Here is a 21,492-nt window from a genome sequence, read left to right on the forward strand (position 1 = left end):
TTATAAGCAATTTCCCTTAGGTTTTCATAAAATTTTCTATCAGCTTACCACTTAGCAAAATGGTCTTCTGCCAAGCCCAACACCTTATCTAAGACAATACATTGCCCTGCCACCTCAATTTCCCCTGAATACAGTCCCAACCATTGCTCAAAAACACTGGCAATCACGCCAAAATTATCCTTTTTTTCATAAGCTCGAATGGGGGTAAAGGTTAAATCCAAGCGTACATTTGACCAACCTAAGTTTTGATGATAGATATGCCATGTAGTATCTACAGAATTATTAGGTCGAGAAAACAGTACAGGCGGTAGATAATAAATCTTGCCATCTAGCCAGCAAGCATTTTCACAAATGCCTGTTTCATTGACTCCCATTGCCAAATTTAGGGCAAAATGACGTGGTTTTTTGCTCTCTTTATACTCGTCCTCTTTTTCTCTCTTATCGTTGGGTAAATAGCAGTTAATACTTGTCCAAAACCAATTGGTGATATGACGCATATAACCAAGCGTCCAATCCATATTGACTAGGGTATCTGTTGTTAAATCAAGCGTTTGTAAGCTATTTTTGACTTTATTGCTGTTAATAATTAGCTTTCCTGATTGCAGTTGTAATGGTTCTTTTTGGGTAAATGTCCAACCATAGCGTCCTGCTGGGCTACAAACTGCTAATGGTGACGAATGCCTTTGTAAATTGGCTTGCAGATGAATTAATTTGCTATTAATTTTCACCTTGATGATTTGAGCCAAAAATTGGATTTCTACGCTTAGGCTTGAGTACTGAAAAACAATGTCACCCTGATAAGGTGACTGGGTAAACTGGCTATGACGGGTTAACGGCTGTAATCCTTCGACACATTCAAAGGCTTGGCTATCTTCATTAAAAATATAGCAAAAAGCAGTGGTTGCCAGTTTGATGGTCGCCACTGCCACACAAATGCGATAGGGTAACTGGCTAAATTGCAAAAAACAAAATTGATTGGCTTTGAGCTTTTTTTGCCATTGGCGAGTGGGTTTTTGTGAGATAAGATGGCTGTGATAGTCCAAATAGTTGATGGTTTCAACACGTTTAAATACGCCAAATTGTGGTTGACCCTCTATAATAAGTCTATCAATACTGGGTAACCTATCAGGTGAGTTCGAGGGCTGGGTGATCATTAAAATATCCGCTTACTGTCATGTTCCCGAGCAAATTTGGCAATATTAGCCTCAATATTTTTGCCAATATCAATATAATATTGGGCATAATCATCACCTACCCCATCATTGGCAATCACACTTGGCTTGCCATTATCAGAGTTTTGACGAATATCACTGGCAAGTGGTAATTGTCCCAATAATGGCACATGATATTCTTCACTAATTTGCTCGCCACCGCCTGCCCCAAATATCGCTTCACTGTGTCCACAATTAGAGCAAACGTGCAATGCCATATTCTCCACCACGCCAAGTACAGGAATATTGACTTTACGGAACATCTCAATGCCTTTTTGCGCATCAAGCAAGGCAATATGCTGCGGTGTGGTCACAATCACCGCGCCTGTCACTGGGATACGCTGGGCTAGGGTAAGCTGAATATCACCCGTCCCCGGTGGCATGTCAATCAGTAAATAATCCAAGTGTGGCCAGTTAGTTTGATTATACAGTTGCATCAGTGCCCCTGTCGCCTTAGGTCCTCGCCATGCCACAGGTGTATTATCAGAATCTAGCAAGCTACCAATGGATAACATCGGCATACCACAGGCATCAATCGGCACAAATTGCTCATTCTCTAGTGCAGGTTTAATCCCAGAAACGCCCAACATGGTCGGAATACTCGGGCCATAAATATCGGCATCGAGTACACCCACTCTATTTCCAAGCTTTTGTAGTGCCAATGCCAGATTGACCGTGGTGGTCGATTTTCCCACCCCACCTTTGCCCGAGGCAACGACCACAATATGAGTAATGCGTGGGTGTGCTGCTAGGCTCTGCTGTGTCGGTGGGGCTTTGACATTGGGTGCATTAGAGGCAGTGGAGATGGCGGGAGTTGAACCCGCGTCCTTATGGCTAATGGTATCTTGATGAGCAGCCATGGCATTGGTAGTTTTCGGAAGCTTTGGTTGAGATAGTTTATCAGTGGTCTTAGTTGGTGGTGGCTGCATGGCAATATTAAGGTTAACTTCTTCAACCCCCATAATATGTAAGCGTTGCCCTAATTCTTGATGTATTTGTTCTGGATTGGCATCATGGGGCAAACTTAAATCCAAAGTCACCACTGTACCCTTGATATCTTGCTTACGCAGTAATTTTGCCAATGTTGTATTAGCAGTTGGAGTTGTAATGGAAAAATCCTGCAACACTTGCTGCAACTGCTCATTGCTAATAACGGGAGTTTTTGCGTTAAATTTTTTGCCAAAGTTAAACATAGTTGCCCTAAATAATATCTAATACAGTGATTACCCTAGGCAGTTTAACCGACTTTGGGCAATAAAAAAACCATAAAACCAACCTTGATATTGGGGCAACATATTCACGCTACAATGACACAAAAAAATAGGCGCTATTATTCATAGCCCCTATTTTTATTCTTACCTTGCAAAGCTTATCATACTCTCGTACTTAGCTTTTCTTTAGTACTTAAGCATGTCTTTAGTGCTTCGCTTGACACTTAGTATTAATTCATAAACCAACCATGACTGGCGACAATCGACTGTCCTGTAAACACATTGGTTGGGAACGCTGCTAAAAATAACGCCAACTGGGCAATGTCATCAACCGTAGTAAATTCTTTATCCACGGTGTTTACCAACATGATATCGCTCACGACTTGCTCTTCGCTAATGCCTTTTTCTTTGGCTTGCTCTGGGATTTGCTTTTCTACCAATGGGGTTTTTACAAATCCGGGACAAATCACATGACTGCGTACGTTATGCGCTGCGCCCTCTTTGGCAAGCACACGGCACAAACCGAGTAGACCATGTTTGGCAGTCACATAAGGGGCTTTATACAATGAGGCTTCATGTGAGTGCACCGACCCCATATAAATGACTGTGCCGCCTTTATCCTCTTTATACATGTGCTTCACGGCAGCTTTAGTGGTTAAAAATGCCCCATCTAAATGGATTGCTAACATTTTTTTCCAGTCAGAGAATGCCATCTCATCAATACGGTTAATAATTTGAATACCTGCATTGGATACCAAAATATCAATACCACCAAACTCATCGACCAATTTTTGTACGCCTGCATTGACCGCGTCTTCATTGGTCACGTCCATCGCAAGCGCAATAGCCCTACCGCCTGCCTGTTTAATTTCATCGGCTGTTTTTTGTGCTGCTTCAAGATTAATATCAGCAATACCCACTGCCGCCCCTGCTTTAGCATAGGTTTCAGCAATATCACGTCCAATACCACTAGCTGAGCCTGTGACCAAAGCGACTTTATCGGTTAAGTCATGTTTTAATTCAGTTGCCATTGTTTTTATCCTTATCTCTATTATCTTTCATATAGCTTTTATTTAACTTTCAATTATCTTGCAATTACTAAAAAACAACTCCCTCCCTTTATTTATTTATTTACTCTTAAATAAAAAGGAGAGAGTGTATGATAAATACCATCAAATTATACAACATCAGTTAAAAATCAGTTAAAAAATACTACTTCTTAACGATGTATGGTCACTGGCGTTTTTTCTTGCACTTCTTCAAAAGTAACACCATCGGCAAGTTCGACCAGTTTTAGCCCTTGCTCAGTCACATCATAAACAGCAAGTTCAGTGATGATACGATTGACCACGCCTGTACCTGTTAGAGGCAATTGACATTCAGCTAAAATTTTTGGGTCGCCATGTTTATTGACTTGTTCCATGAGTACGATGACTCGCTGCACACCAGCAACTAAGTCCATCGCCCCACCCATACCTTTGACCATCTTTTTAGGTATCATCCAGTTAGCAAGGTCACCTTTTTCTGATACTTCCATTGCACCCAAAATAGCAAGGTTTACATGTCCACCACGAATCATCGCAAATGAGGTTGAGCTTGAAAAAAAGCTTGCCCCTTTTTCAGCAGTGACGGTTTGTTTTCCCGCATTGATTAAATCTGCATCGACAGCATCTTCTTCAGGAAATTCACCAATCCCTAATAAGCCATTTTCTGACTGTAGCCAGACATTGACACCTTCAGGGATATGGTTTGCTACTAATGTTGGCAGCCCGATACCTAAGTTTACATAATAACCATCTTCTAGCTCTTTGGCAGCACGCTGTGCCATTTCATCTCTTGTCCACGCCATAAGTACCTCTCCTTGTATTTGTCTATTTATTCAATAGCTTGTTATTCAAAATTGTTCATTATTTCGCTTTGGTAGCTACTTTGCTTTGGTAGTCACTTTTTCAATGCGTTTTTCTGGGCTGGCATTGAGAATGACACGTTGCACAAAAATCCCCGGTAGATGAATCTCATCAGGGTTTAGCTCACCAATTTCAACAATCTCTTCCACCTCAGCAATGGTCACCTTACCTGCCATTGCACAATCTGGATTAAAGTTACGCGCAGTTTTGTTAAATATCAGGTTGCCCGCTTTATCCGCTTTTTGTGCTTTTACCAGCGCCACATCAGCAGTTAATGAATGCTCTAAAATATAAGTACGCCCATCAAAGTCACGTGTTTCTTTACCTTCAGCAACTTGTGTACCCACACCAGTGGCGGTATAAAATGCTGGGATACCCGCCCCACCTGCCCGCAGTTTTTCTGCCAATGTACCTTGGGGGGTCAATTCAACTTCAAGCTCACCTGATAAAAACTGGCGTTCAAATTCTTTATTTTCACCCACATAAGATGAAATCATTTTTTTAACTTGATGCGTCTCTAACAGTAGCCCCAAACCAAAACCATCAACCCCCGCATTATTACTAATACAGGTTAACTCTTTAACGCCACTATCACGTAGTGCTGTAATTAATGCTTCAGGAATACCACACAGTCCAAAACCACCAATAGCCAAAGTTTGTCCATCAGCTATCACATCATCTAATGCCTGTTTGGCATTGTCATACACTTTTGATTGACTCATACTACAACTCCTTGTATTACTTATACTAAAAATTTATTTTTCATTCACTATCATTGATTAGACATCTCTGTTTATTAACTCAATCTATAGTGAACACCATTACACTGATACATAATGTATCACATTTTTTTTATTTTTGGCTACTGGTGATTATATTAAGCCACTAACCAAAATACACCCATAATCACTGCACCAGACACTGCCAATACCATCAAACAATAGCCCATAATCGCGCGTGCATCAAGCCCTGCAATACCAAGTAATGGTAATGCCCAAAACGGTTGAATCATATTGGTCCACGCATCACCCCAAGCAATTGCCATGGCTGTAACAGTTGGATTAACGCCAAGCTCCACACCAGCAGGTATCATCACCGGACCTTGTACTGCAAACTGTCCACCACCAGAGGGCACAAACACATTCACCAGTCCTGCACTTAAAAAGGCAAATATGGGAAAGCTCTCTGCTGAAGCCGAATTAACAAAAAACTGGGTCACTTGGGTACTGATAGAAACACCCTCAGCATTTGCCCCTGTCATGATGCCCATGATACCGCCATAAAATGGGAACAACAGCACAATTCCTGTAATACCACTAATTCCCGAATCTACCGCCCGATAATACCGCTCCAGCGTGCCATGAGCAAGCAAACCAACAAATAAAAATAAGCCAATAACAATATTTAAGCCCAAATTAAAGCCATTGCTACCAAACTCATTAATATAATACATCACTGCCATTGCCAACAGTACTAAAGCAATGATAGGACTGTCATCGAGCTTTTGTGCAGGAGTGTTGCGGTCAGGAATGTGGTAGGGCTTGTCTTTGATTAAGCTTGGGTCAATGACGGTTGGGGTTTTGGGATGCATAAAGCGGTTTAACAGTGGCAAGATAACCATTAATAATCCAACTATTAATAAGTTATAGCCTGCAAATATGGTCTGCGATAATGGCACGGCTTCTGTCATCACATTACCGGATAAAGTTACTAAAGTATCGCCACCTGTACTTAAAGTCAAAGGGATTGAACCTGACAATCCTCCATGCCAAATCACAAACCCTGAATAGGCTGCTGCCACCAATAATGGATAATCCACATTAGGCACTTTTTTAGCAAGCGATTTGGCAAAAACTGCGCCAATCACCAACCCAAAACCCCAGTTAATCCAAGCACCAACTAAGCCAACCAATGTGGAGACCATAATGGCAGTGGTAGGCGAGCTAACTTTACTAGCAAGATTATCTAACATGCGCTGAATAATAGGAGCATTGGCAAGGGCGTAGCCTGTGACCAATATCAATGCCATTTGCATGGCAAAGCTATGTAATGACCATAACCCACTGCCCCAATGACCTGCCATCGCAATCATATTCTGCCCTGTGGTAGCGATACCAACGATAAAGGCAATAACCGTTAAAATAATGGAAAATACAAAAGGTGAGGGCAGATAGCGGTTGACCAGTTGCACACTGGCATTGGTGATGACACGGAGCATGGTTACATTCCCTGTAAACTTTATTTGGTCGCTGATTGTTTAATCAATGACTTTTTAAATTTTTAAATAAAGAAAAATTTAATAAAAAATAGTGCTTCAATTGCTTAGCAGCTACATCATACCGATAAACAAACAGAAAAATCAATTCATCAATTAAAAAGCTCTAAAACAATCTTGATTGACCATTTGGTTAACTTTGTTCATAATAAGTAACGTTTTTTTACACTTTTAACAAACTATAACAACAGAACATCAAACTCTTGCCCCTGTCAAGGAGGACACTATGTTTAGCATTTTGGCTATTCTACTCACCCTAATCTTACTGATGTTTTTTGCTTATCGAGGCTATTCGGTACTGATTTTAGCCCCAATTATGGCGATTTTAGCGGTCTTCTTATCAGGAGACTTTATCAATAGTATGCCTGCTTATACAGGTGTATTTATGGGGGCATTAAGTGGCTTCTTAATGAAGTTCTTCCCCATCTTTTTATTGGGTGCAGTATTTGGTCGCTTAATGGCAGACTCAGGTGCAGCCACAGCCATTGCTCGTACTGTGGTCGATAAACTAGGTGCAAGCAAAGCCATTTTATCAGTGATTTTGGTATGTGGTATTTTGACTTATGGTGGTGTGTCACTGTTTGTGGTGGCATTTGCTATTTATCCGATTGCCAAAGACTTATTTAAAGTTGCCGATGTGCCAAAACGCCTAATCCCTGCGGCGATTGCATTGGGTTCCTTTACTTTTACCATGACCGCCCTACCCGGCACACCAGCGATTCAAAACGCCATTCCCATTCCTTATTACCATACCAATGTTTTTGCTGCACCTATCTTAGGGATTATTGGTGGTTTGGTGATGTTTTTAGGCGGTTGGTGGTTTTTACAAAGCCGTGCCAATAAAGCACAAAAATCAGGAGAAGGTTTTGGCAACCATACAGACGATGAGATTCAATCTGAGACCTTAACCACACACCATACCTCATTTGCGGTTGCCATGATTCCTTTGGTGTTGGTGATTGGTATCAATGCGTTATTGACTTATGCTATATTTCCGAATATGGACTTTAGCTCACTACAAGCGCAATTCCCTGACTTAAGTATTGAAGGCTCGTTGGGTTTATGGTCAATTATCATCTCATTGATGGTTGCCTGTTTGGTATTGGTGATTTTAAAAATTGGACATTGGAATAACCTACAAAAAACGGTTAACAAAGGCACTTATGATGCGATGTTACCGATTTTTAATACTGGCTCAGAAGTAGGCTATGGGGCCGTCATCGCTTCATTAGCAGGCTTTGCGATTATCCGTGATAATATCTTAGCCTTAGACCCAAGCAATCCTTTAGTATCTGAGGCAGTTGCCATGACCACTTTGGCAGGGATTACAGGCTCATCATCGGGTGGTTTGAGTATTGCCTTATCTACACTTGGTGAAGATTATTTAAGAATGGCGGTCGAAACTGGGGTTGATCCTGAACTGATGCACCGTGTAGCGGTGATGGCGGCAGGTGGCTTAGATACTCTACCTCATAGTGGTGCGGTAATTACCTTACTTGCTATTTGTAACTTGACTCATAAAGAATCTTATTTAAGCCTTGCGATGGTGACGATAGTGATTCCATTATGTGCGGTTGTAACAGTGATTATTTTAGGTTCTATATTTGGTTCTTTTTAATTCGTTCTATCTATTTTTGAAAACGTATCAGCCAAAAAAATCGGACATATTGAGCAGTCAATATGTCCTTTTTTATGCTTGCGATATCACATCAAATTTATAGCTTCAGAAAAACACACTAACCCTTATCCAACCCCTTATCCAACTTAGTCACCAATAATTGGTCAATTTTTAGATGCTCAGTATCAATAATCTCAAAGCGAAACTCTCCAAGCTCGACACTATCTGTCTTTTTAGGGATTTTACGCAGCATATACATCATAAAACCACCAATGGTTTCATAATTTTGTGAATTGGGAAAATCCATAATACCCAACTCACGCATCACATCTTCAACAGGAGTGACACCATCAATGAGCCATGAGTCCTCAGTACGCTGAATAATTTGTGGGTCATCAATGGTAGTCACCAACTCTCCCATCACGATACTCATCACATCTTTAAGCGACACCACCCCCACCACCAATGCGTACTCATTGACCACCACCGCAAAATCATTGCCTGTGGTTTTAAAGGTTTCTAATACCTCATATAAGGTTAATGTGTCAGGAATAAATAACACAGGTTGCAAGACTCGCTTATCATTAAGCTTCACCTGCTGCTCTTTGAGTATCAATGTCAGCAAGGTATGTGACTCAAAATAACCCAATACTTTCTCTAATACGCCATCACAGACTAAATAACGCCGATGTGGTACATTATCAATGGTTTGTAACACCATATCACTACTGTCATTAACATCAAAAAAGACGATATTTTCACGCGTATTCATCGTTGAGGTGACCGTACGCTGCTGCATATCAAAGATATTTTCTATCAAATGATGCTCTTGTTGATTGAGCACCCCTGCCTTTGCCCCTGCATCCATCACCGCAAAAATATCTTCATAAGTCAGGTGGTCTTGGCGCACTGTAGACACACCCAACAACTTAAAAAATAAGGTGGCGATGCCATCAAACACCCAAATCAATGGCTTAAAGATAAAGATTAAAAACAGCATTGGGCGTACCAAACGCACAGCTATGGGCTCAGGCTGGGTCATTGCCATGCGTTTTGGCATTAGATCGGCAAATAAAATAAATAAACTGGTGACAAGGGTAAAAGACAGCAGAGAAGCGATAAGCTCATGCCCGATTAATTGCAAAAAATAAGGGCGTAGTGTTGCCTCACCCACCACACCTGCCAAAATAGCAATGGCATTCATCACAATCTGCACTGCGGTGATAAAACTACCTGGGTGTTCTTGTAATTTTAATACTTCAATGGCACGTGAATCACCATTTTTGCCCATGTTTTGCAATTTGATTTTGCGGGCAGATGCTAAAGATATCTCTGAACTTGAAACAAAGGCACTAAATAAGATAAGCAAAAATAACAAAGCAAGTGCAACGAATATGCTCATAAAAAAACTCATGAAAAGATAATCATGACAGGCAATCTGATTGGATGGATTAAAGCACAGATTATACCTTAAAATCATGATAGGTATTCATATAGCCCTGCTATTTTAGTTTGGCTTCTCATTCTCCTGTTTGCCTTGTTTCTGCAATTCGTAATCAGCTAGAATTTTTTGAGCATTAACAAATAGCTGACCACTACAGCTATTTTGAATACCCTCGACGATAAAAAAAATACCCTCATCACAGATTGGAGAAACTCTTGTTTTAAAAAGTTCTAAGTTACCATCATAATGATTGATACATTCCATGATTTGACGTAACTCTTGCTTAGAGAGATCAAATAAAATACTGGCTTCATAGATAGAAGGGGATGTTTTATCACCTTCAATAATATGCCCTATCCATGTAACTAAAGTAGATCGATGAAATTTAAGTTTGTCTATCTCAGCTTGCATTTTTTGTAGGTCGCATTTGATTTGTTGCAACTCGTTCGATATATACATATTAATTCCCCGGACACCCTGATATAAAGATAAAAAATAGAATGATTATTTATTATAGTAGAATCACTATCATATCAGTTTGACTTAATATTTAACATATCTGTCCAATACATTTATAGATCAAAAATCACCCTGTGTTTATCTTATTTAAGGCAATTTAACTGCTGCTCAGTTAAGCTTAAATACTCTTCAATAATGGGCATGGTCACAAAACCCTCTTGATTCATCGCATCCATATCCATGTTAGAGAATAAAATACTATCGTTCTTTGGGTTATAGACATACTCATAAATATTGCTGGTTTTTTTATCATAAATATACCCCACCAACTCCTCTGTAAATTGATCTTCTACAAAAAATAATGAAAGTACATCTTTCATTTTCAGCTTCGAGTTTTTTTCAATGGCTTGCGTTAACGCTTCTATTTGATTAATCAATGCGGTTGTTTCCTTGATTTCACACAATAAGTTATGTTTTGAGACTTTCATATATCTTGTTCCTTAATTAGCAATTAGCAGCGACACAACAGTACGATACTAACCTTAGAAAGCGACTGGAAATTATATTGAGCCATTACAAGATCATATATGATGTTAGAAAATAAAGTTGAGAGTGAGGTTGATAAAATATAACTTTAGGAATCAGCACCCTAATGTCCTGTCGTTTTTGAAAATATATGAATCACCAACACCCCACAAATAATCAAACCAATACCCAATATGGCAGGCAAATCTAATTTTTGCCCCATAAATATCCAGCCAATCATTGAAACCAAGACGATTCCTACGGCTGACCATATAGCATAACTGATACCTATGGGTAGCACCTGCATGATTTTGGAAAGTAAAAAGAACGAACCGACATAACACAGCAAACATGCTAACGTAAATCCCCAATGACTAAAGCCATTGCTCGCTTTTAGACATGACGTGCCTATCACTTCTAATACAATGGCAAACGCCAATAAAACCCAAGGATTTGTCATCATCATTATGTTAGCCCTAAGACATTTTGAGCAAATTACGGTATTATAGTGCAATCTAAATATTACCCTAAACCCAATAAAATTAATCTGCAAAATAAATAGGTGACTGTGTGCGTCAAATTCTAGTAACTTCTGCCCTACCTTATGCCAATGGTCCAATCCACTTAGGACATTTGGTGGAATATATTCAAACAGATATCTGGGTGCGAGCGATGAAAGCCCAAGGTCATCAAGTGACCTATGTGTGTGCTGATGATGCGCATGGCACCGCCATCATGCTCAAGGCCAAAGACAATGGTGTTACCCCAGAGGAGCAAATTGCTACGGTTAAAGCGTCACATGAAGCAGATTTTGCCAAATTTTTGATTGATTTTGACAATTATTACTCTACCCATTCAGAAGAAAACCGTGAGTTTTCTGAGCTGATTTATCGCCGGCTTAATGGTGCAGGACATATCTCCACCCGTGATGTTGAGCAGTTATACGACCCCGAAGCAGGGCTATTTTTAGCAGACCGTTTTGTCAAAGGTGAATGTCCAAAATGTGCGGCAAAAGACCAATACGGTGATAACTGTGAAGTCTGTGGCACCACTTATAATGCCACCGAGCTAAAAAATGCTTACTCAACTCTATCTGGGGCAGCACCTATTCTTAAATCATCAAAGCATTACTTTTTTGATTTACCTGAGTTCAGTGAGTTTTTAAGCGAGTGGACTCGCCATGAAGGTCGCTTGCAGCCAGCAATTGCTAATAAGTTACAAGAATGGTTTGATGCGGGGCTTGCCAGTTGGGATATTTCACGTGATGCGCCTTATTTTGGCTTTAAAATCCCTGATACACCTGACGATGAAGACGACAAATACTTTTATGTATGGCTTGATGCGCCAGTCGGCTATATGGCAAGTTTTAAAAACTTGTGCGAGCAGCGTCAAGGCTCAGAGCAAGCCTTAAACTTCGATGATTATTGGTTGGCAGAAAATCAACATAAAACCGAGGTTTATCATTTTATTGGCAAAGACATTGTCTATTTCCATGCGCTGTTTTGGCCAGCAATGCTTGCCGGCAGTGAGTTTCGTACCCCATCAGGGGTATTTGCGCATGGCTTTTTGATGGTCAATGGTGAGAAAATGAGTAAGTCTCGGGGCACGTTTATTAAGGCTGAAACTTTCAATGAGCATCTCAACCCTGAGTATTTACGCTATTATTTTGCCAGTAAACTCACCGATAAGGTCGAGGACATTAACCTTGATTTAGAAGACTTTATGCAAAAAGTCAACTCCGATATGGTCGGTAAAGTCGTCAATATCGCCAGTCGCTCAGCAGGGTTTATCGTCAAAAAATACGATGGCATGTTATCACAGCAGTGTGCCGAGCCTGAACTGGTCGCTGATATTGTACGTACGGGCGATGAGATTGCCACTGCTTATGAAAATCGTGAATTTAGCCAAGCCATGCGTTTGATTATGCAGTGTGCGGACAAAGCCAATGAATATATCGACAGCAAAAAACCATGGGCATTGGCAAAAGAGGAAGGCAGTGAGCAAGAAGTACAAGACGTGTGCTCGGTGGCGATTAATATTTTCCGCCAATTGATGGTCTATCTTGCGCCTGTATTGCCAGAGCTGACCAATAATGCCAAAGAGTTTTTGAATATTGATGAGTTAAGCTTTGCCAGTCGTCATGAATTACTACTAGGGCATCAGATTAATAAATTCAAACCCTTGATGCAGCGTATTGAGCAAAGCCAAATTGATGCAATGATCGAGGCATCAAAAGAATCGTTAGAAAAAACTGACGATAAGGCTGACGATAAAAAAGCCAGTACCAGCACCAGCAATAAGACAAAGCCGATAGAGCAAACTGAACACACAGAGTCGCCAGCAACAGCATTTATTGGTATCGAAGACTTTGCTAAGGTTGAAATGACAGTGGCAAAAGTACTTGCGTGTAATCATGTGGAAGGCGCAGATAAGTTATTGCAATTTACCCTTGATGTGGGAGAAGACAAACCACGCAATGTATTTAGTGGTATTCGCAAGTTTTATGAGCCAGAACAATTGCAAGATAAAAAGGTGATTTGTGTCACCAACCTTGCCCCACGCAAAATGAAATTTGGGATATCTGAGGGCATGATTTTATCTTCTGGTGACCCAAAAACAGGCTTGGTGGTGATTACCCTACCCGATGAGGCGGTAGTTGGGGATAGATTGGGCTAAGTTTTGCTTTTTACTTAAAACCTGTATTTGTATCCACAATGATGGCTTTTTTTATAAAACAAATACATGACTACATTAATCTTTGGATTGTAAATGAATACAGGTTATCAGATTGAACGGTTTTATGACATTAATAACATTCATGTGATTAATGGCTAAAATCTTTGCTTGATGGCCTCCCCTATATTTCTTAATTATGTTACATTACTGTCATATTATTTTTTTGGATTAACTTAAGCCATGATAACACCTTATTCTTATTCATCTTTTTTATCTAAATTCAAACTTGGTTTGAGTCTTACTGCCATCAGCAGTGCCTTATTATTATCTGGCTGTGCTGACAAAACCCAGCCCACCCAAAGTGAAGAAGCAAATAGCAACACACAAAATGCACAACCAGCAAAAACTGTCGCCATTACCCAAATTGTCGAGCACCCATCGCTTGATGACATTCGCCGTGGCATTGTCGATGAATTGGCAGACAATGGCTTTAAAGAAGGGCAAAATCTAACCGTACATTTCCAAACTGCACAGGGCAACGTTGCCACCGCAGGACAAATTGCCAAGCAATTTGTCGGTGATAAGCCTGATGCCATTGTTGCCATCTCCACCCCTTCTGCACAAACAGTCGTTGCTGCCACCACCACCATTCCTGTGATTTATACGGCAGTGTCTGACCCTGTGGCTGCCAAACTTGTTGATACTCAAGATGTGCCCACACAAGCCAATCTTACCGGTTTATCCAGTGAGCTACCACTTGAACCACAGCTAGATTTAATCCAACAAATCGTCCCTACTGCCAAAACCGTCGGCTATGTCTATAGCCCCGGTGAAGCCAATTCGGTTGCGCTGCTAGAAAGACTCAAAGAAGAACTGCCCAAACGTGGCATGCAATTACTTGATGTGCCTGCCAACCGTTCTACCGATATTGCCATGGCGACTCGTAGCTTAGAGGGGCGGGCTGATGTGATTTATACCTCAATGGATAACAATGTCGCTTCGGCATTTGAAGCGATGACTGGAGCTGCCAACGAGCTACATATCCCCATCATTGCCTCTGATGAATTTAGTGTCAAACGTGGCGCAACCGCTGCTCTAGGCGTTAACGATTATGACTTTGGGCGCACCACAGGTAAGATGGTGTATAGAGTATTAAATGGTGAAGCCATTACTGAGGTTAAGCCAACAGTGATGAATAAGCTTACTTTATTTGTTAGCCCTGAGCATGCCACAGCACAAGGAACAACGATACCTGAAGCAGTCATGGCTAATGCCATCAATGTCGATGCAGCAAACAATCAATCAAAGTAAACACCAAACTAAGGACACAATCCAAACATAAAAACTAAGCAGTTTTTAATTGTTTTTTAAATGTTGCTTGTAAAATGCTACATTATAATTTTTAATATGGCGGTAGGGATACCGTCTTATTCTGACAACGCCCAATATGCGTAGCACACACGTGTGCTTTTGAGGCATATCAAATATTCACCGCCTCAAAGTCAATTTTTAGGAGAACACTATGTTTAATCAAAATCGTTTTATCAAATCACTGATGTGTGGCGGCGTATGTGCCGCTTTATTAGCCGGATGTAATAAACCAGCTACTGAAGATAACACAACCGCTGAAACCACTGATACCCCTGCTGCTGTTGCTACTGATAACAAAACTGTAGCGATTACTGCCATTGTTGAGCACCCTGCCTTAGATGCTGTACGTGAAGGTGTGATTGAAGAGCTTGGTAATGAAGGCTTTACAGAAGGTCAAAACTTAACTGTTAACTTCCAAAGTGCGCAAGGTAGCACCGCAACAGCAGGGCAGATTGCCAAGCAGTTTGTTGGTGATGACCCTAACGTTATTGTTGCCATTGCTACCCCATCAGCGCAATCTGTTGCTGCTGCAACCACCACTATTCCTATTGTATTCTCAGCGGTAACTGATCCTGTAGAAGCCAAGTTAGTCAGCAAATTGGACGGCTCTGGTACAAACGTCACTGGCGCATCAGATGCCCTGCCCTATGCGCCACAAATTGAGCTAATGAAGCAAATTATCCCTAACCTAAAAAATGTGGGATATGTCTATAGCCCCGGTGAAGTAAACTCAACCATCGTACTTAAAAACCTAGAAGACAAGTTGACACCGATGGGGATTACGGTGCATGCAGCTCCTGCACAGCGCAGTAATGACATCGCTATGGCAGCTCGTAGTATTGTGGGTGATGTTGATGTCATTTATACTTCAACTGACAATAACGTGGTCTCTGCTTATGAATCACTGTATCAAGTCGCCAAAGAGAGCAAAGTACCGTTGATTGCCTCTGATACTGACTCTGTGGCTCGTGGTGCCGTTGCTGCATTAGGGGTCAACTACCATGACCTTGGTATTGAAACTGGCAAAATTGTGGCTCGTATTTTAAATGGCGAGAAAGCAGGTGATATTCCTGTTTATACTGCCAAAGATTTAGATTTATTTGTCAGCCCAACCAATGCTGCTGCGGTGGGGCTAGAGCTTCCAAAAGAAGTATTGGAACGGGCACAAATCGTTGAACCCAACAGTCAGTAAATAATATTTCTTACTGATTCTTACTAATTTTTTAGCCTACTAAAGCACATGATTTGGGTCATGTGCTTTTTTTATACCCTATTTATTTGCTACAATGTTTCTTTTGCTTTTTTTGAGTGATGTTTCTTTTGTGTTAATGTATGGATTCTTCTATAGTCGAAGAAGACTAAAACACGCTTGAAATAAGTATTCACTATATTTTAATCAACTAGGGAGATGTTATGGCGCAATATTTACCATCAAACACCATTCATCTTGATGCTTTTTGGTTTACTCTTAGCGCAGATTGCTTAATCTGTTAACGCCCACTTTACGTTTAGATTGGCTGTTTATATTTTATATTGTTTTTATATTATAGTCGCTATATCCGAACGCCCAGCTAAATTTTGATGAACTATGTCTTTAATTGCCTTTTTTGGAGCCCTAGAGAGCGGTCTGATCTACGGATTGGTCGCTCTTGGTGTTCTTATCTCTTTTCGAACTCTCGACTTTCCTGATTTAACAGCTGATGGTAGTTTTCCACTCGGTGGTGCTGTTGCTGGTGTAGCGATTATCGCTGGCATCAACCCTTGGCTGGCTTGCATCTTTGCAATGTTGGCAGGGTCAGCCGCTGGTATTGTTACTGCATGGCTGCATGTGAAACTGGGTATCTTACAATTGCTTGCCAGTATCTTGGTCATGGTTGCCTTATATTCTGTCAACCTACGTATTATGGGTGCACCAAATTTGCCATTATTGGGAGAACCCTCTGTCTTTACCTCAGTGGTTACTCAAGACAACGGCTTTTGGATGCGCTGTGTGGTTATTGGGGTGGTTGTACTCATCGCTAAGTTGTTTTTGGACTGGTTTTTTAGCACCGAAACAGGGTTGTCGATGCGTGCTACTGGCTCTAATCTACGTATGGCACAGGCTCAAGGTATTAATACCTCATGGATGACCATCCTAGGTATGGCAATCTCCAACGGACTGATTGCCTTAGCAGGGGCTTTATTTGTCCAAACTCAGGGCAGTGCAGACATCTCTATCGGTATCGGTACGATTGTTATTGGCTTAGCAGCGGTGATCATTGGTGAGACCATCATTCCTGCCAAACGTATCTGGCTAATTACTTTTGCCGTCATTATTGGTGCCATCTTATACAAACTATTTATTCAGATTGCCCTATCTAGTGATACGCTGCGTAGCATTGGTTTTGGCTCACAAGATTTGAATCTTATCACGGCTTTATTGGTGGTAATTGCTTTAGTGCTACCACAGGTTAAAGCGAAAATTTTAACCAAAAGACATAACCATTAATATTAGCGGTGAACTTTGGATTAAAAATGCCACGATAGCAACCAGCCATAGCACAAAATAATATGTCTGCTCACTAGCATCTATATAAAAATAGCGGCATTGAGACTCATAGAAAACTGCAAAATTTAGTAAGGATAACTGACCATGATGCAAGCCAATGATTTACGCCTGACTTTTAATCCGGGCACACCGATAGAAAACCCTGCTTTGCGTGGTATTAGTCTAAATATTGCTGATGGTGAATTTGTCACCGTTATTGGTACTAACGGAGCAGGCAAATCAACTTTTTTAAATGCCATCAGTGGCACGACTCGGGTCGATAGTGGCAGCATATTACTCAATGGTATCGACGTCACCAAAAAAACAGCTCACCAACGAGCACACTGGGTAGCCCGAGTATTCCAAGATCCAATGGCAGGTACTTGTGAAGCCTTAACCATTGAAGAAAACATGGCACTTGCCTATAAACGAGGTAGTAAACGTGGGCTACACTTTGCCCTTAATGCTAATAATCGTGAACTCTTCCAAGAAAAGCTGGCTATTTTAAAGCTAGGGCTAGAAAATCGTCTTAGCGACCGTATGGGCTTACTATCAGGTGGGCAGCGTCAAGCAGTAAGCCTACTAATGGCATCACTACAGCCTTCTAAGATTTTACTACTTGATGAGCATACCGCCGCCCTTGACCCCAAAACTGCCGCTTTTGTGCTTGAGCTGACCGACAAAATTGTCACTGAAAACCGCTTAACCACGATGATGGTCACTCACTCGATGCAGCAAGCCTTGGCACACGGCACCCGCACTGTCATGCTACACCAAGGACAAGTGGTATTAGATGTCTCAGGTGAAAAACGTAAAGGCATGAATGTGCATGATTTATTGGATATGTTTGAGCAGACGCGCGGTGAAAAAGTTGAAGATGACAGTTTGATCTTAAGCTGAGCCGATTTGTTTTACTTCATACTTCAATAGCAAGTAGCTTTATTTCAAAAGAATATGATTAAAATAGTTTCTTAATATTTTGACTATATCTATGATATAACAACCTATCTTATTAGTGATTTTTATTGCTTAAATTCAAGCAAGATAGGTTGCATATATTAAATTAACTATAGCTAAGTTAATATTTTTATTCAAAATAAACATATATAGTTACACATTTATTCAGAAAAAGCTGTATAAGATAGCTTTTCTTTAGCAGGTTTTTCTAAAAGCTCTTTCACAATATTACTTTGTATTAATTCTTTTGCTGGCTTCTTAATAATACTAAAGTATTGATGGTCTTTTTCATTTAACTCAAAATATTTTATTTTATTATTTATTTTATTAAGATAACTACGATAGCAACTTAGTAAATCTGAATATTTTTGATAACTATCTTCAATTAGATGTTGAGAAAAATCTTCTTGTTTAAGACGATGTGAAAGAGTGAATTCAAGATTCATTCCAATTGGTAATAACTCCATAATATTTTTAATAAACTGCATCACTAACATTAAGTGATTTTGATCTTGTATGCTATTAGAATCTACAAAATGTATTAGGCTTTCTGTGAACGAAACCATATTATTTTTTGACTTTATAGATTCTGCCAACACATTATTAGCTAAAATCTCAATTACATTTATATGATTTCTATCTGATTTTAAAATAGTCTGTAAACTCTGTATAATAGCTAAGTATTCACTAAATTTATTAAGATAAAGTACAATATTTTGCTCATCTATCTTTTGTGATACCTCAGATATATTTCTATTCACAGCCTCTATTTTTTTGCTTAAAATTTGTGTTTGAATAATAGTAGCAATCATAAGACTACCTGTTGAAACTGCTTGTGTAGCTACAATAGTATTTTGGATAGTAGTCTGTAGTGTCCCTAAAGTTTGAATAAAAGAATCTGAACTAATGCTAATTTCTTTAAAAGGTATATGTTGAATAATTCCTGATTTACCTAATCCTGCTTTCCAATAAGCAACACCATCTCTAATAATAACTTCATTATTATCTATAGCTGTTATTAAAGTATTTGTAAACCTATCTATGTCATAGGTTAAAATCACTTGTTCCATTTTCACCTTTCCTAAAATTCGTCTTTTGGTTTATGCTTAATACGCATGATAGCAATAATACATACTGCTGGAATCGTCACACGATATGCAGGAGATGTAATATCTATTGCCAAAAGTGCTGTACCGACTGCTATACCAAGTGGTGATACAGTAGCAGTAGAGGCCAAAGCTCTGCCAGCAAAAGTCATTGATTTGGCATACTTGGCATACTTGGCATACTTCACAGCTTTTCCCACACCCATTGCACCATTTACACCACCTAATATTCTTTTTTTATTTATGCTATGTTTAATAAAATTTATAGGATCCCCTTTTATAGCCCAAATCCCTAAATAACCTTTTTCTTTTAATTTAGATTCCAATAAATTCAAATCTATTTTGTTTGGAATCTTTCCAAACACCTCTCGTAAAATACTCTTCTCAATATCCTCAACTGTATTGTTAGCTAAATTTTCTTTATTAATATTTATCTTTTCTGCAACATCTTTTACTATATCTTCATACAAAACACCCTTTCCCCGCGTAATATTAACTATAGTATCACCACCAAACAACTGTAACTCCTCTGCTATATCTTTCCAACTTTTCTCATATAAATCAGATTCTGTATAACCATATTTATCTTTATTACGTTGGAGTTTTGATTTTAAACTTTGGCTTCTTCTCTGCTTTCCATCAAAATCATTAATTAATATAGTAGCTAATACCTTTAAATCCTGCCAATCTGCATCTTGTAAGAAGCCTAATCCACTATCTTCACGAAATTTTTTTTGTTTAGACATATAAATTCCTACTATTCATTATTTAAAATCAGTAAACAAATATTTATATCGAGATCTTACTTAAAACATATACACAAATCAATCATTATAATATGAATCCTACCTCGCCAAATACCCTGTCATCTCCTCTACCCCATGCAGGCTCATTGGGTACATGTGGCCTTCAAATAGCTTTTTAATCTCAACAATGGTTTGGGTATAACCCCAATATTCAGGTTTTTCAGGATTAAGCCACGCCACTTTATCAAAGTGTGTCAACACCCTTATAATCCATACAATACCTGCCTCTGGGTTCATATACTCAACACTACCACCCACAGTAAATAGCTCATAAGGTGACATGGATGCATCACCAACAAATATCACTCGATATTCTCGCCCATATTTATTGAGTAGCTCCATCGTTGGCATGCGCTCATTATGACGTCGGTTATTATCTTTCCACACATACTCATATAGGCAATTATGAAAATAAAAAAACTCTAAGGTTTTAAATTCATTTTTGGCGGCTGAAAATAACTTTTCTAACGCATCAATATGAATATCCATACTGCCACCAATATCAAACAGCATCAGAACTTTCACCCGATTACGCCGCTCTGGTTGCATATAAATGTCTAAAATGCCTTTTTTGGCAGTACGTTTGATGGTCTCATGAATGTCTAACTCATCGGCACTGCCTGTCCGCGCAAATTGACGCAGATTACGCAACGCCATTTGTAGCTGGCGTGTACCCAGCAGATTATCATCATCTAGATTGCGATATTTACGCTGCTCCCACACTTTTACCGCACTGCGTTTGCGAGACTCCCCACCTACTCGTACGCCTTCTGGGTGGTCACCGTAAGCACCAAATGGCGACGTTCCCCCTGTACCGACCCATTTGCTACCGCCTTGATGGCGCTCTTTTTGCTCTTTGAGTCGCTCCTCAAGAGCTTTCATCAGTTCTTCTAATGAGCCATATTTTTTAAGCAAACGGCGTTGCTCTTCGGTAAGGTTTTTGGGGTCAAGCTTTAAGTCTAGCCATTCTTGGGGAATATGGGTTAATTTCGCCATTAACTCATCAATATCTAGGCTATCCATCCCATCAAAATAATCTGCCATCGCTCGGTCAAATTTATCAAAATGACGCTCATCTTTGACCATACATAGCTTTATCAGCCAATACATATCTTCACGACTGGCAAAGGTTCGCATATCAGGGTCATTGGGAAACTCAGGATGTGGCTGCATCATCAGCCCCTGCTCTAATGCGGCGTTTAAATCCAGTAATTCACGGGTGGTTACTGGCACACCATAAGTCCGCAGGGTATAAAATAGTTTTATAAACATAAAGTAGTTACCATTTAGAATTTTTTGCAATAATTAATAACTCATCAAAATCTATAATTCTCATATTTTTAAGGATGGAAATCTTTAATAAATAAAAATTAAAAGGTGGAAATATTATTCATATCTA

Annotated in this window: 19 protein-coding genes; 6 read left to right on the forward strand and 13 right to left on the reverse strand. The window is 39.8% G+C overall.

What is annotated here, in order from left to right:
* Positions 1 to 44: 44 nt before the first annotated feature.
* The 6 genes from FHK89_RS03325 to FHK89_RS03350 all read right to left on the reverse strand — a co-directional run bounded on the left by FHK89_RS03325 (position 45) and on the right by FHK89_RS03350 (position 6,547).
* A complete protein-coding gene (locus FHK89_RS03325) occupies positions 45 to 1,154 on the reverse strand; it encodes a DUF2804 domain-containing protein (RefSeq protein ID WP_230656755.1) in 1,110 nt (369 codons plus the stop codon).
* On the reverse strand, positions 1,154 to 2,404 hold the full coding sequence (gene apbC / locus FHK89_RS03330; RefSeq protein ID WP_329958679.1) for an iron-sulfur cluster carrier protein ApbC: 1,251 nt from the start codon (positions 2,402 to 2,404) through the stop codon (positions 1,154 to 1,156). The genes FHK89_RS03325 and apbC overlap by 1 nt, the downstream gene beginning before the upstream one ends.
* A 248-nt stretch (positions 2,405 to 2,652) precedes the next feature.
* A complete protein-coding gene (locus FHK89_RS03335) occupies positions 2,653 to 3,453 on the reverse strand; it encodes a 3-hydroxybutyrate dehydrogenase (protein WP_230656757.1) in 801 nt (266 codons plus the stop codon).
* A gap of 188 nt (positions 3,454 to 3,641) precedes the next feature.
* The gene (locus tag FHK89_RS03340; protein ID WP_230656759.1) at positions 3,642 to 4,271 is read right to left on the reverse strand and encodes a 3-oxoacid CoA-transferase subunit B; all 630 of its coding nucleotides are present in this window, start codon (positions 4,269 to 4,271) and stop codon (positions 3,642 to 3,644) included.
* 75 nt (positions 4,272 to 4,346) lie between these two features.
* On the reverse strand, positions 4,347 to 5,051 hold the full coding sequence (locus FHK89_RS03345; protein ID WP_230656761.1) for a CoA transferase subunit A: 705 nt from the start codon (positions 5,049 to 5,051) through the stop codon (positions 4,347 to 4,349).
* Positions 5,052 to 5,206: 155 nt separating this feature from the next.
* Positions 5,207 to 6,547 (reverse strand): short-chain fatty acid transporter, encoded by a 1,341-nt coding sequence (locus FHK89_RS03350; RefSeq protein WP_230656763.1) that lies wholly within the window; start codon positions 6,545 to 6,547, stop codon positions 5,207 to 5,209.
* A gap of 283 nt (positions 6,548 to 6,830) precedes the next feature.
* On the opposite strand from FHK89_RS03350, the gene FHK89_RS03355 reads away from it, so the two are divergent.
* The gene (locus FHK89_RS03355) at positions 6,831 to 8,222 is read left to right on the forward strand and encodes a GntP family permease (protein WP_230656765.1); all 1,392 of its coding nucleotides are present in this window, start codon (positions 6,831 to 6,833) and stop codon (positions 8,220 to 8,222) included.
* 118 nt (positions 8,223 to 8,340) lie between these two features.
* Here FHK89_RS03355 and FHK89_RS03360 read toward each other — a convergent pair whose 3' ends face one another.
* The 4 genes from FHK89_RS03360 to FHK89_RS03375 form a co-directional block, all read right to left on the reverse strand.
* Positions 8,341 to 9,624, reverse strand: coding sequence for a hemolysin family protein (locus tag FHK89_RS03360; protein WP_230656770.1), 1,284 nt, complete (start codon positions 9,622 to 9,624; stop codon positions 8,341 to 8,343).
* Positions 9,625 to 9,729: 105 nt separating this feature from the next.
* Positions 9,730 to 10,125 carry a hypothetical protein gene (locus tag FHK89_RS03365; protein ID WP_230656772.1) on the reverse strand — a complete coding sequence of 132 codons (396 nt, stop codon included), beginning with the start codon at positions 10,123 to 10,125 and terminating at the stop codon, positions 9,730 to 9,732.
* Between the two features lie 143 nt (positions 10,126 to 10,268).
* Complete coding sequence (locus FHK89_RS03370) at positions 10,269 to 10,613, reverse strand: hypothetical protein (RefSeq protein ID WP_230656774.1); 345 nt, start codon at positions 10,611 to 10,613, stop codon at positions 10,269 to 10,271.
* A gap of 161 nt (positions 10,614 to 10,774) precedes the next feature.
* Positions 10,775 to 11,116: an SMR family transporter gene (locus tag FHK89_RS03375; protein ID WP_329958680.1), complete on the reverse strand. Its 342-nt coding sequence runs from the start codon at positions 11,114 to 11,116 to the stop codon at positions 10,775 to 10,777.
* 104 nt (positions 11,117 to 11,220) lie between these two features.
* On the opposite strand from FHK89_RS03375, the gene metG reads away from it, so the two are divergent.
* The 5 genes from metG to FHK89_RS03400 all read left to right on the forward strand — a co-directional run bounded on the left by metG (position 11,221) and on the right by FHK89_RS03400 (position 18,124).
* A complete protein-coding gene (gene metG / locus FHK89_RS03380; protein WP_230656776.1) occupies positions 11,221 to 13,326 on the forward strand; it encodes a methionine--tRNA ligase in 2,106 nt (701 codons plus the stop codon).
* A 240-nt stretch (positions 13,327 to 13,566) separates the two neighbouring features.
* A complete protein-coding gene (locus tag FHK89_RS03385; RefSeq protein ID WP_230656778.1) occupies positions 13,567 to 14,637 on the forward strand; it encodes an ABC transporter substrate-binding protein in 1,071 nt (356 codons plus the stop codon).
* A gap of 211 nt (positions 14,638 to 14,848) precedes the next feature.
* Positions 14,849 to 15,889, forward strand: a complete 1,041-nt coding sequence (locus tag FHK89_RS03390; protein ID WP_230656780.1) for an ABC transporter substrate-binding protein — start codon at positions 14,849 to 14,851, stop codon at positions 15,887 to 15,889.
* 396 nt (positions 15,890 to 16,285) lie between these two features.
* Positions 16,286 to 17,185, forward strand: a complete 900-nt coding sequence (locus FHK89_RS03395) for an ABC transporter permease (protein ID WP_230656782.1) — start codon at positions 16,286 to 16,288, stop codon at positions 17,183 to 17,185.
* 144 nt (positions 17,186 to 17,329) lie between these two features.
* The gene (locus FHK89_RS03400) at positions 17,330 to 18,124 is read left to right on the forward strand and encodes an ABC transporter ATP-binding protein (RefSeq protein ID WP_230656784.1); all 795 of its coding nucleotides are present in this window, start codon (positions 17,330 to 17,332) and stop codon (positions 18,122 to 18,124) included.
* A gap of 218 nt (positions 18,125 to 18,342) precedes the next feature.
* On the opposite strand, the gene FHK89_RS03405 is transcribed toward FHK89_RS03400, so the two are convergent.
* The 3 genes from FHK89_RS03405 to FHK89_RS03415 all read right to left on the reverse strand — a co-directional run bounded on the left by FHK89_RS03405 (position 18,343) and on the right by FHK89_RS03415 (position 21,365).
* A complete protein-coding gene (locus tag FHK89_RS03405) occupies positions 18,343 to 19,251 on the reverse strand; it encodes a hypothetical protein (RefSeq protein WP_230656787.1) in 909 nt (302 codons plus the stop codon).
* A gap of 11 nt (positions 19,252 to 19,262) precedes the next feature.
* Positions 19,263 to 20,033 (reverse strand): DUF3944 domain-containing protein, encoded by a 771-nt coding sequence (locus tag FHK89_RS03410; RefSeq protein WP_230656789.1) that lies wholly within the window; start codon positions 20,031 to 20,033, stop codon positions 19,263 to 19,265.
* A 99-nt stretch (positions 20,034 to 20,132) separates the two neighbouring features.
* Positions 20,133 to 21,365: a vWA domain-containing protein gene (locus FHK89_RS03415; RefSeq protein ID WP_230656791.1), complete on the reverse strand. Its 1,233-nt coding sequence runs from the start codon at positions 21,363 to 21,365 to the stop codon at positions 20,133 to 20,135.
* Between the last annotated feature and the right edge of the window lie 127 nt (positions 21,366 to 21,492).

Origin of the sequence: Psychrobacter sp. I-STPA10, from assembly GCF_021012795.1 — a bacterium.
In the GTDB taxonomy this organism is placed as follows: Bacteria; Pseudomonadota; Gammaproteobacteria; order Pseudomonadales; family Moraxellaceae; genus Psychrobacter.

What these genes read in the sequence shown, in the direction of transcription:
- FHK89_RS03415 (WP_230656791.1), bottom strand. Translation starts at nt 21,365, where the DNA reads ATGTTTATAAAACTATTTTATACCCTGCGGACTTATGGTGTGCCAGTA.
- FHK89_RS03375 (WP_329958680.1), bottom strand. Translation starts at nt 11,116, where the DNA reads ATGATGATGACAAATCCTTGGGTTTTATTGGCGTTTGCCATTGTATTA.
- FHK89_RS03325 (WP_230656755.1), bottom strand. Translation starts at nt 1,154, where the DNA reads ATGATCACCCAGCCCTCGAACTCACCTGATAGGTTACCCAGTATTGAT.
- FHK89_RS03370 (WP_230656774.1), bottom strand. Translation starts at nt 10,613, where the DNA reads ATGAAAGTCTCAAAACATAACTTATTGTGTGAAATCAAGGAAACAACC.
- FHK89_RS03365 (WP_230656772.1), bottom strand. Translation starts at nt 10,125, where the DNA reads ATGTATATATCGAACGAGTTGCAACAAATCAAATGCGACCTACAAAAA.
- FHK89_RS03360 (WP_230656770.1), bottom strand. Translation starts at nt 9,624, where the DNA reads ATGAGCATATTCGTTGCACTTGCTTTGTTATTTTTGCTTATCTTATTT.
- FHK89_RS03345 (WP_230656761.1), bottom strand. Translation starts at nt 5,051, where the DNA reads ATGAGTCAATCAAAAGTGTATGACAATGCCAAACAGGCATTAGATGAT.
- FHK89_RS03405 (WP_230656787.1), bottom strand. Translation starts at nt 19,251, where the DNA reads ATGGAACAAGTGATTTTAACCTATGACATAGATAGGTTTACAAATACT.
- FHK89_RS03385 (WP_230656778.1), top strand. Translation starts at nt 13,567, where the DNA reads ATGATAACACCTTATTCTTATTCATCTTTTTTATCTAAATTCAAACTT.
- FHK89_RS03390 (WP_230656780.1), top strand. Translation starts at nt 14,849, where the DNA reads ATGTTTAATCAAAATCGTTTTATCAAATCACTGATGTGTGGCGGCGTA.
- FHK89_RS03340 (WP_230656759.1), bottom strand. Translation starts at nt 4,271, where the DNA reads ATGGCGTGGACAAGAGATGAAATGGCACAGCGTGCTGCCAAAGAGCTA.
- FHK89_RS03355 (WP_230656765.1), top strand. Translation starts at nt 6,831, where the DNA reads ATGTTTAGCATTTTGGCTATTCTACTCACCCTAATCTTACTGATGTTT.
- FHK89_RS03395 (WP_230656782.1), top strand. Translation starts at nt 16,286, where the DNA reads ATGTCTTTAATTGCCTTTTTTGGAGCCCTAGAGAGCGGTCTGATCTAC.
- FHK89_RS03400 (WP_230656784.1), top strand. Translation starts at nt 17,330, where the DNA reads ATGATGCAAGCCAATGATTTACGCCTGACTTTTAATCCGGGCACACCG.
- FHK89_RS03335 (WP_230656757.1), bottom strand. Translation starts at nt 3,453, where the DNA reads ATGGCAACTGAATTAAAACATGACTTAACCGATAAAGTCGCTTTGGTC.
- FHK89_RS03350 (WP_230656763.1), bottom strand. Translation starts at nt 6,547, where the DNA reads ATGCTCCGTGTCATCACCAATGCCAGTGTGCAACTGGTCAACCGCTAT.
- FHK89_RS03410 (WP_230656789.1), bottom strand. Translation starts at nt 20,033, where the DNA reads ATGTCTAAACAAAAAAAATTTCGTGAAGATAGTGGATTAGGCTTCTTA.
- apbC (WP_329958679.1), bottom strand. Translation starts at nt 2,404, where the DNA reads ATGTTTAACTTTGGCAAAAAATTTAACGCAAAAACTCCCGTTATTAGC.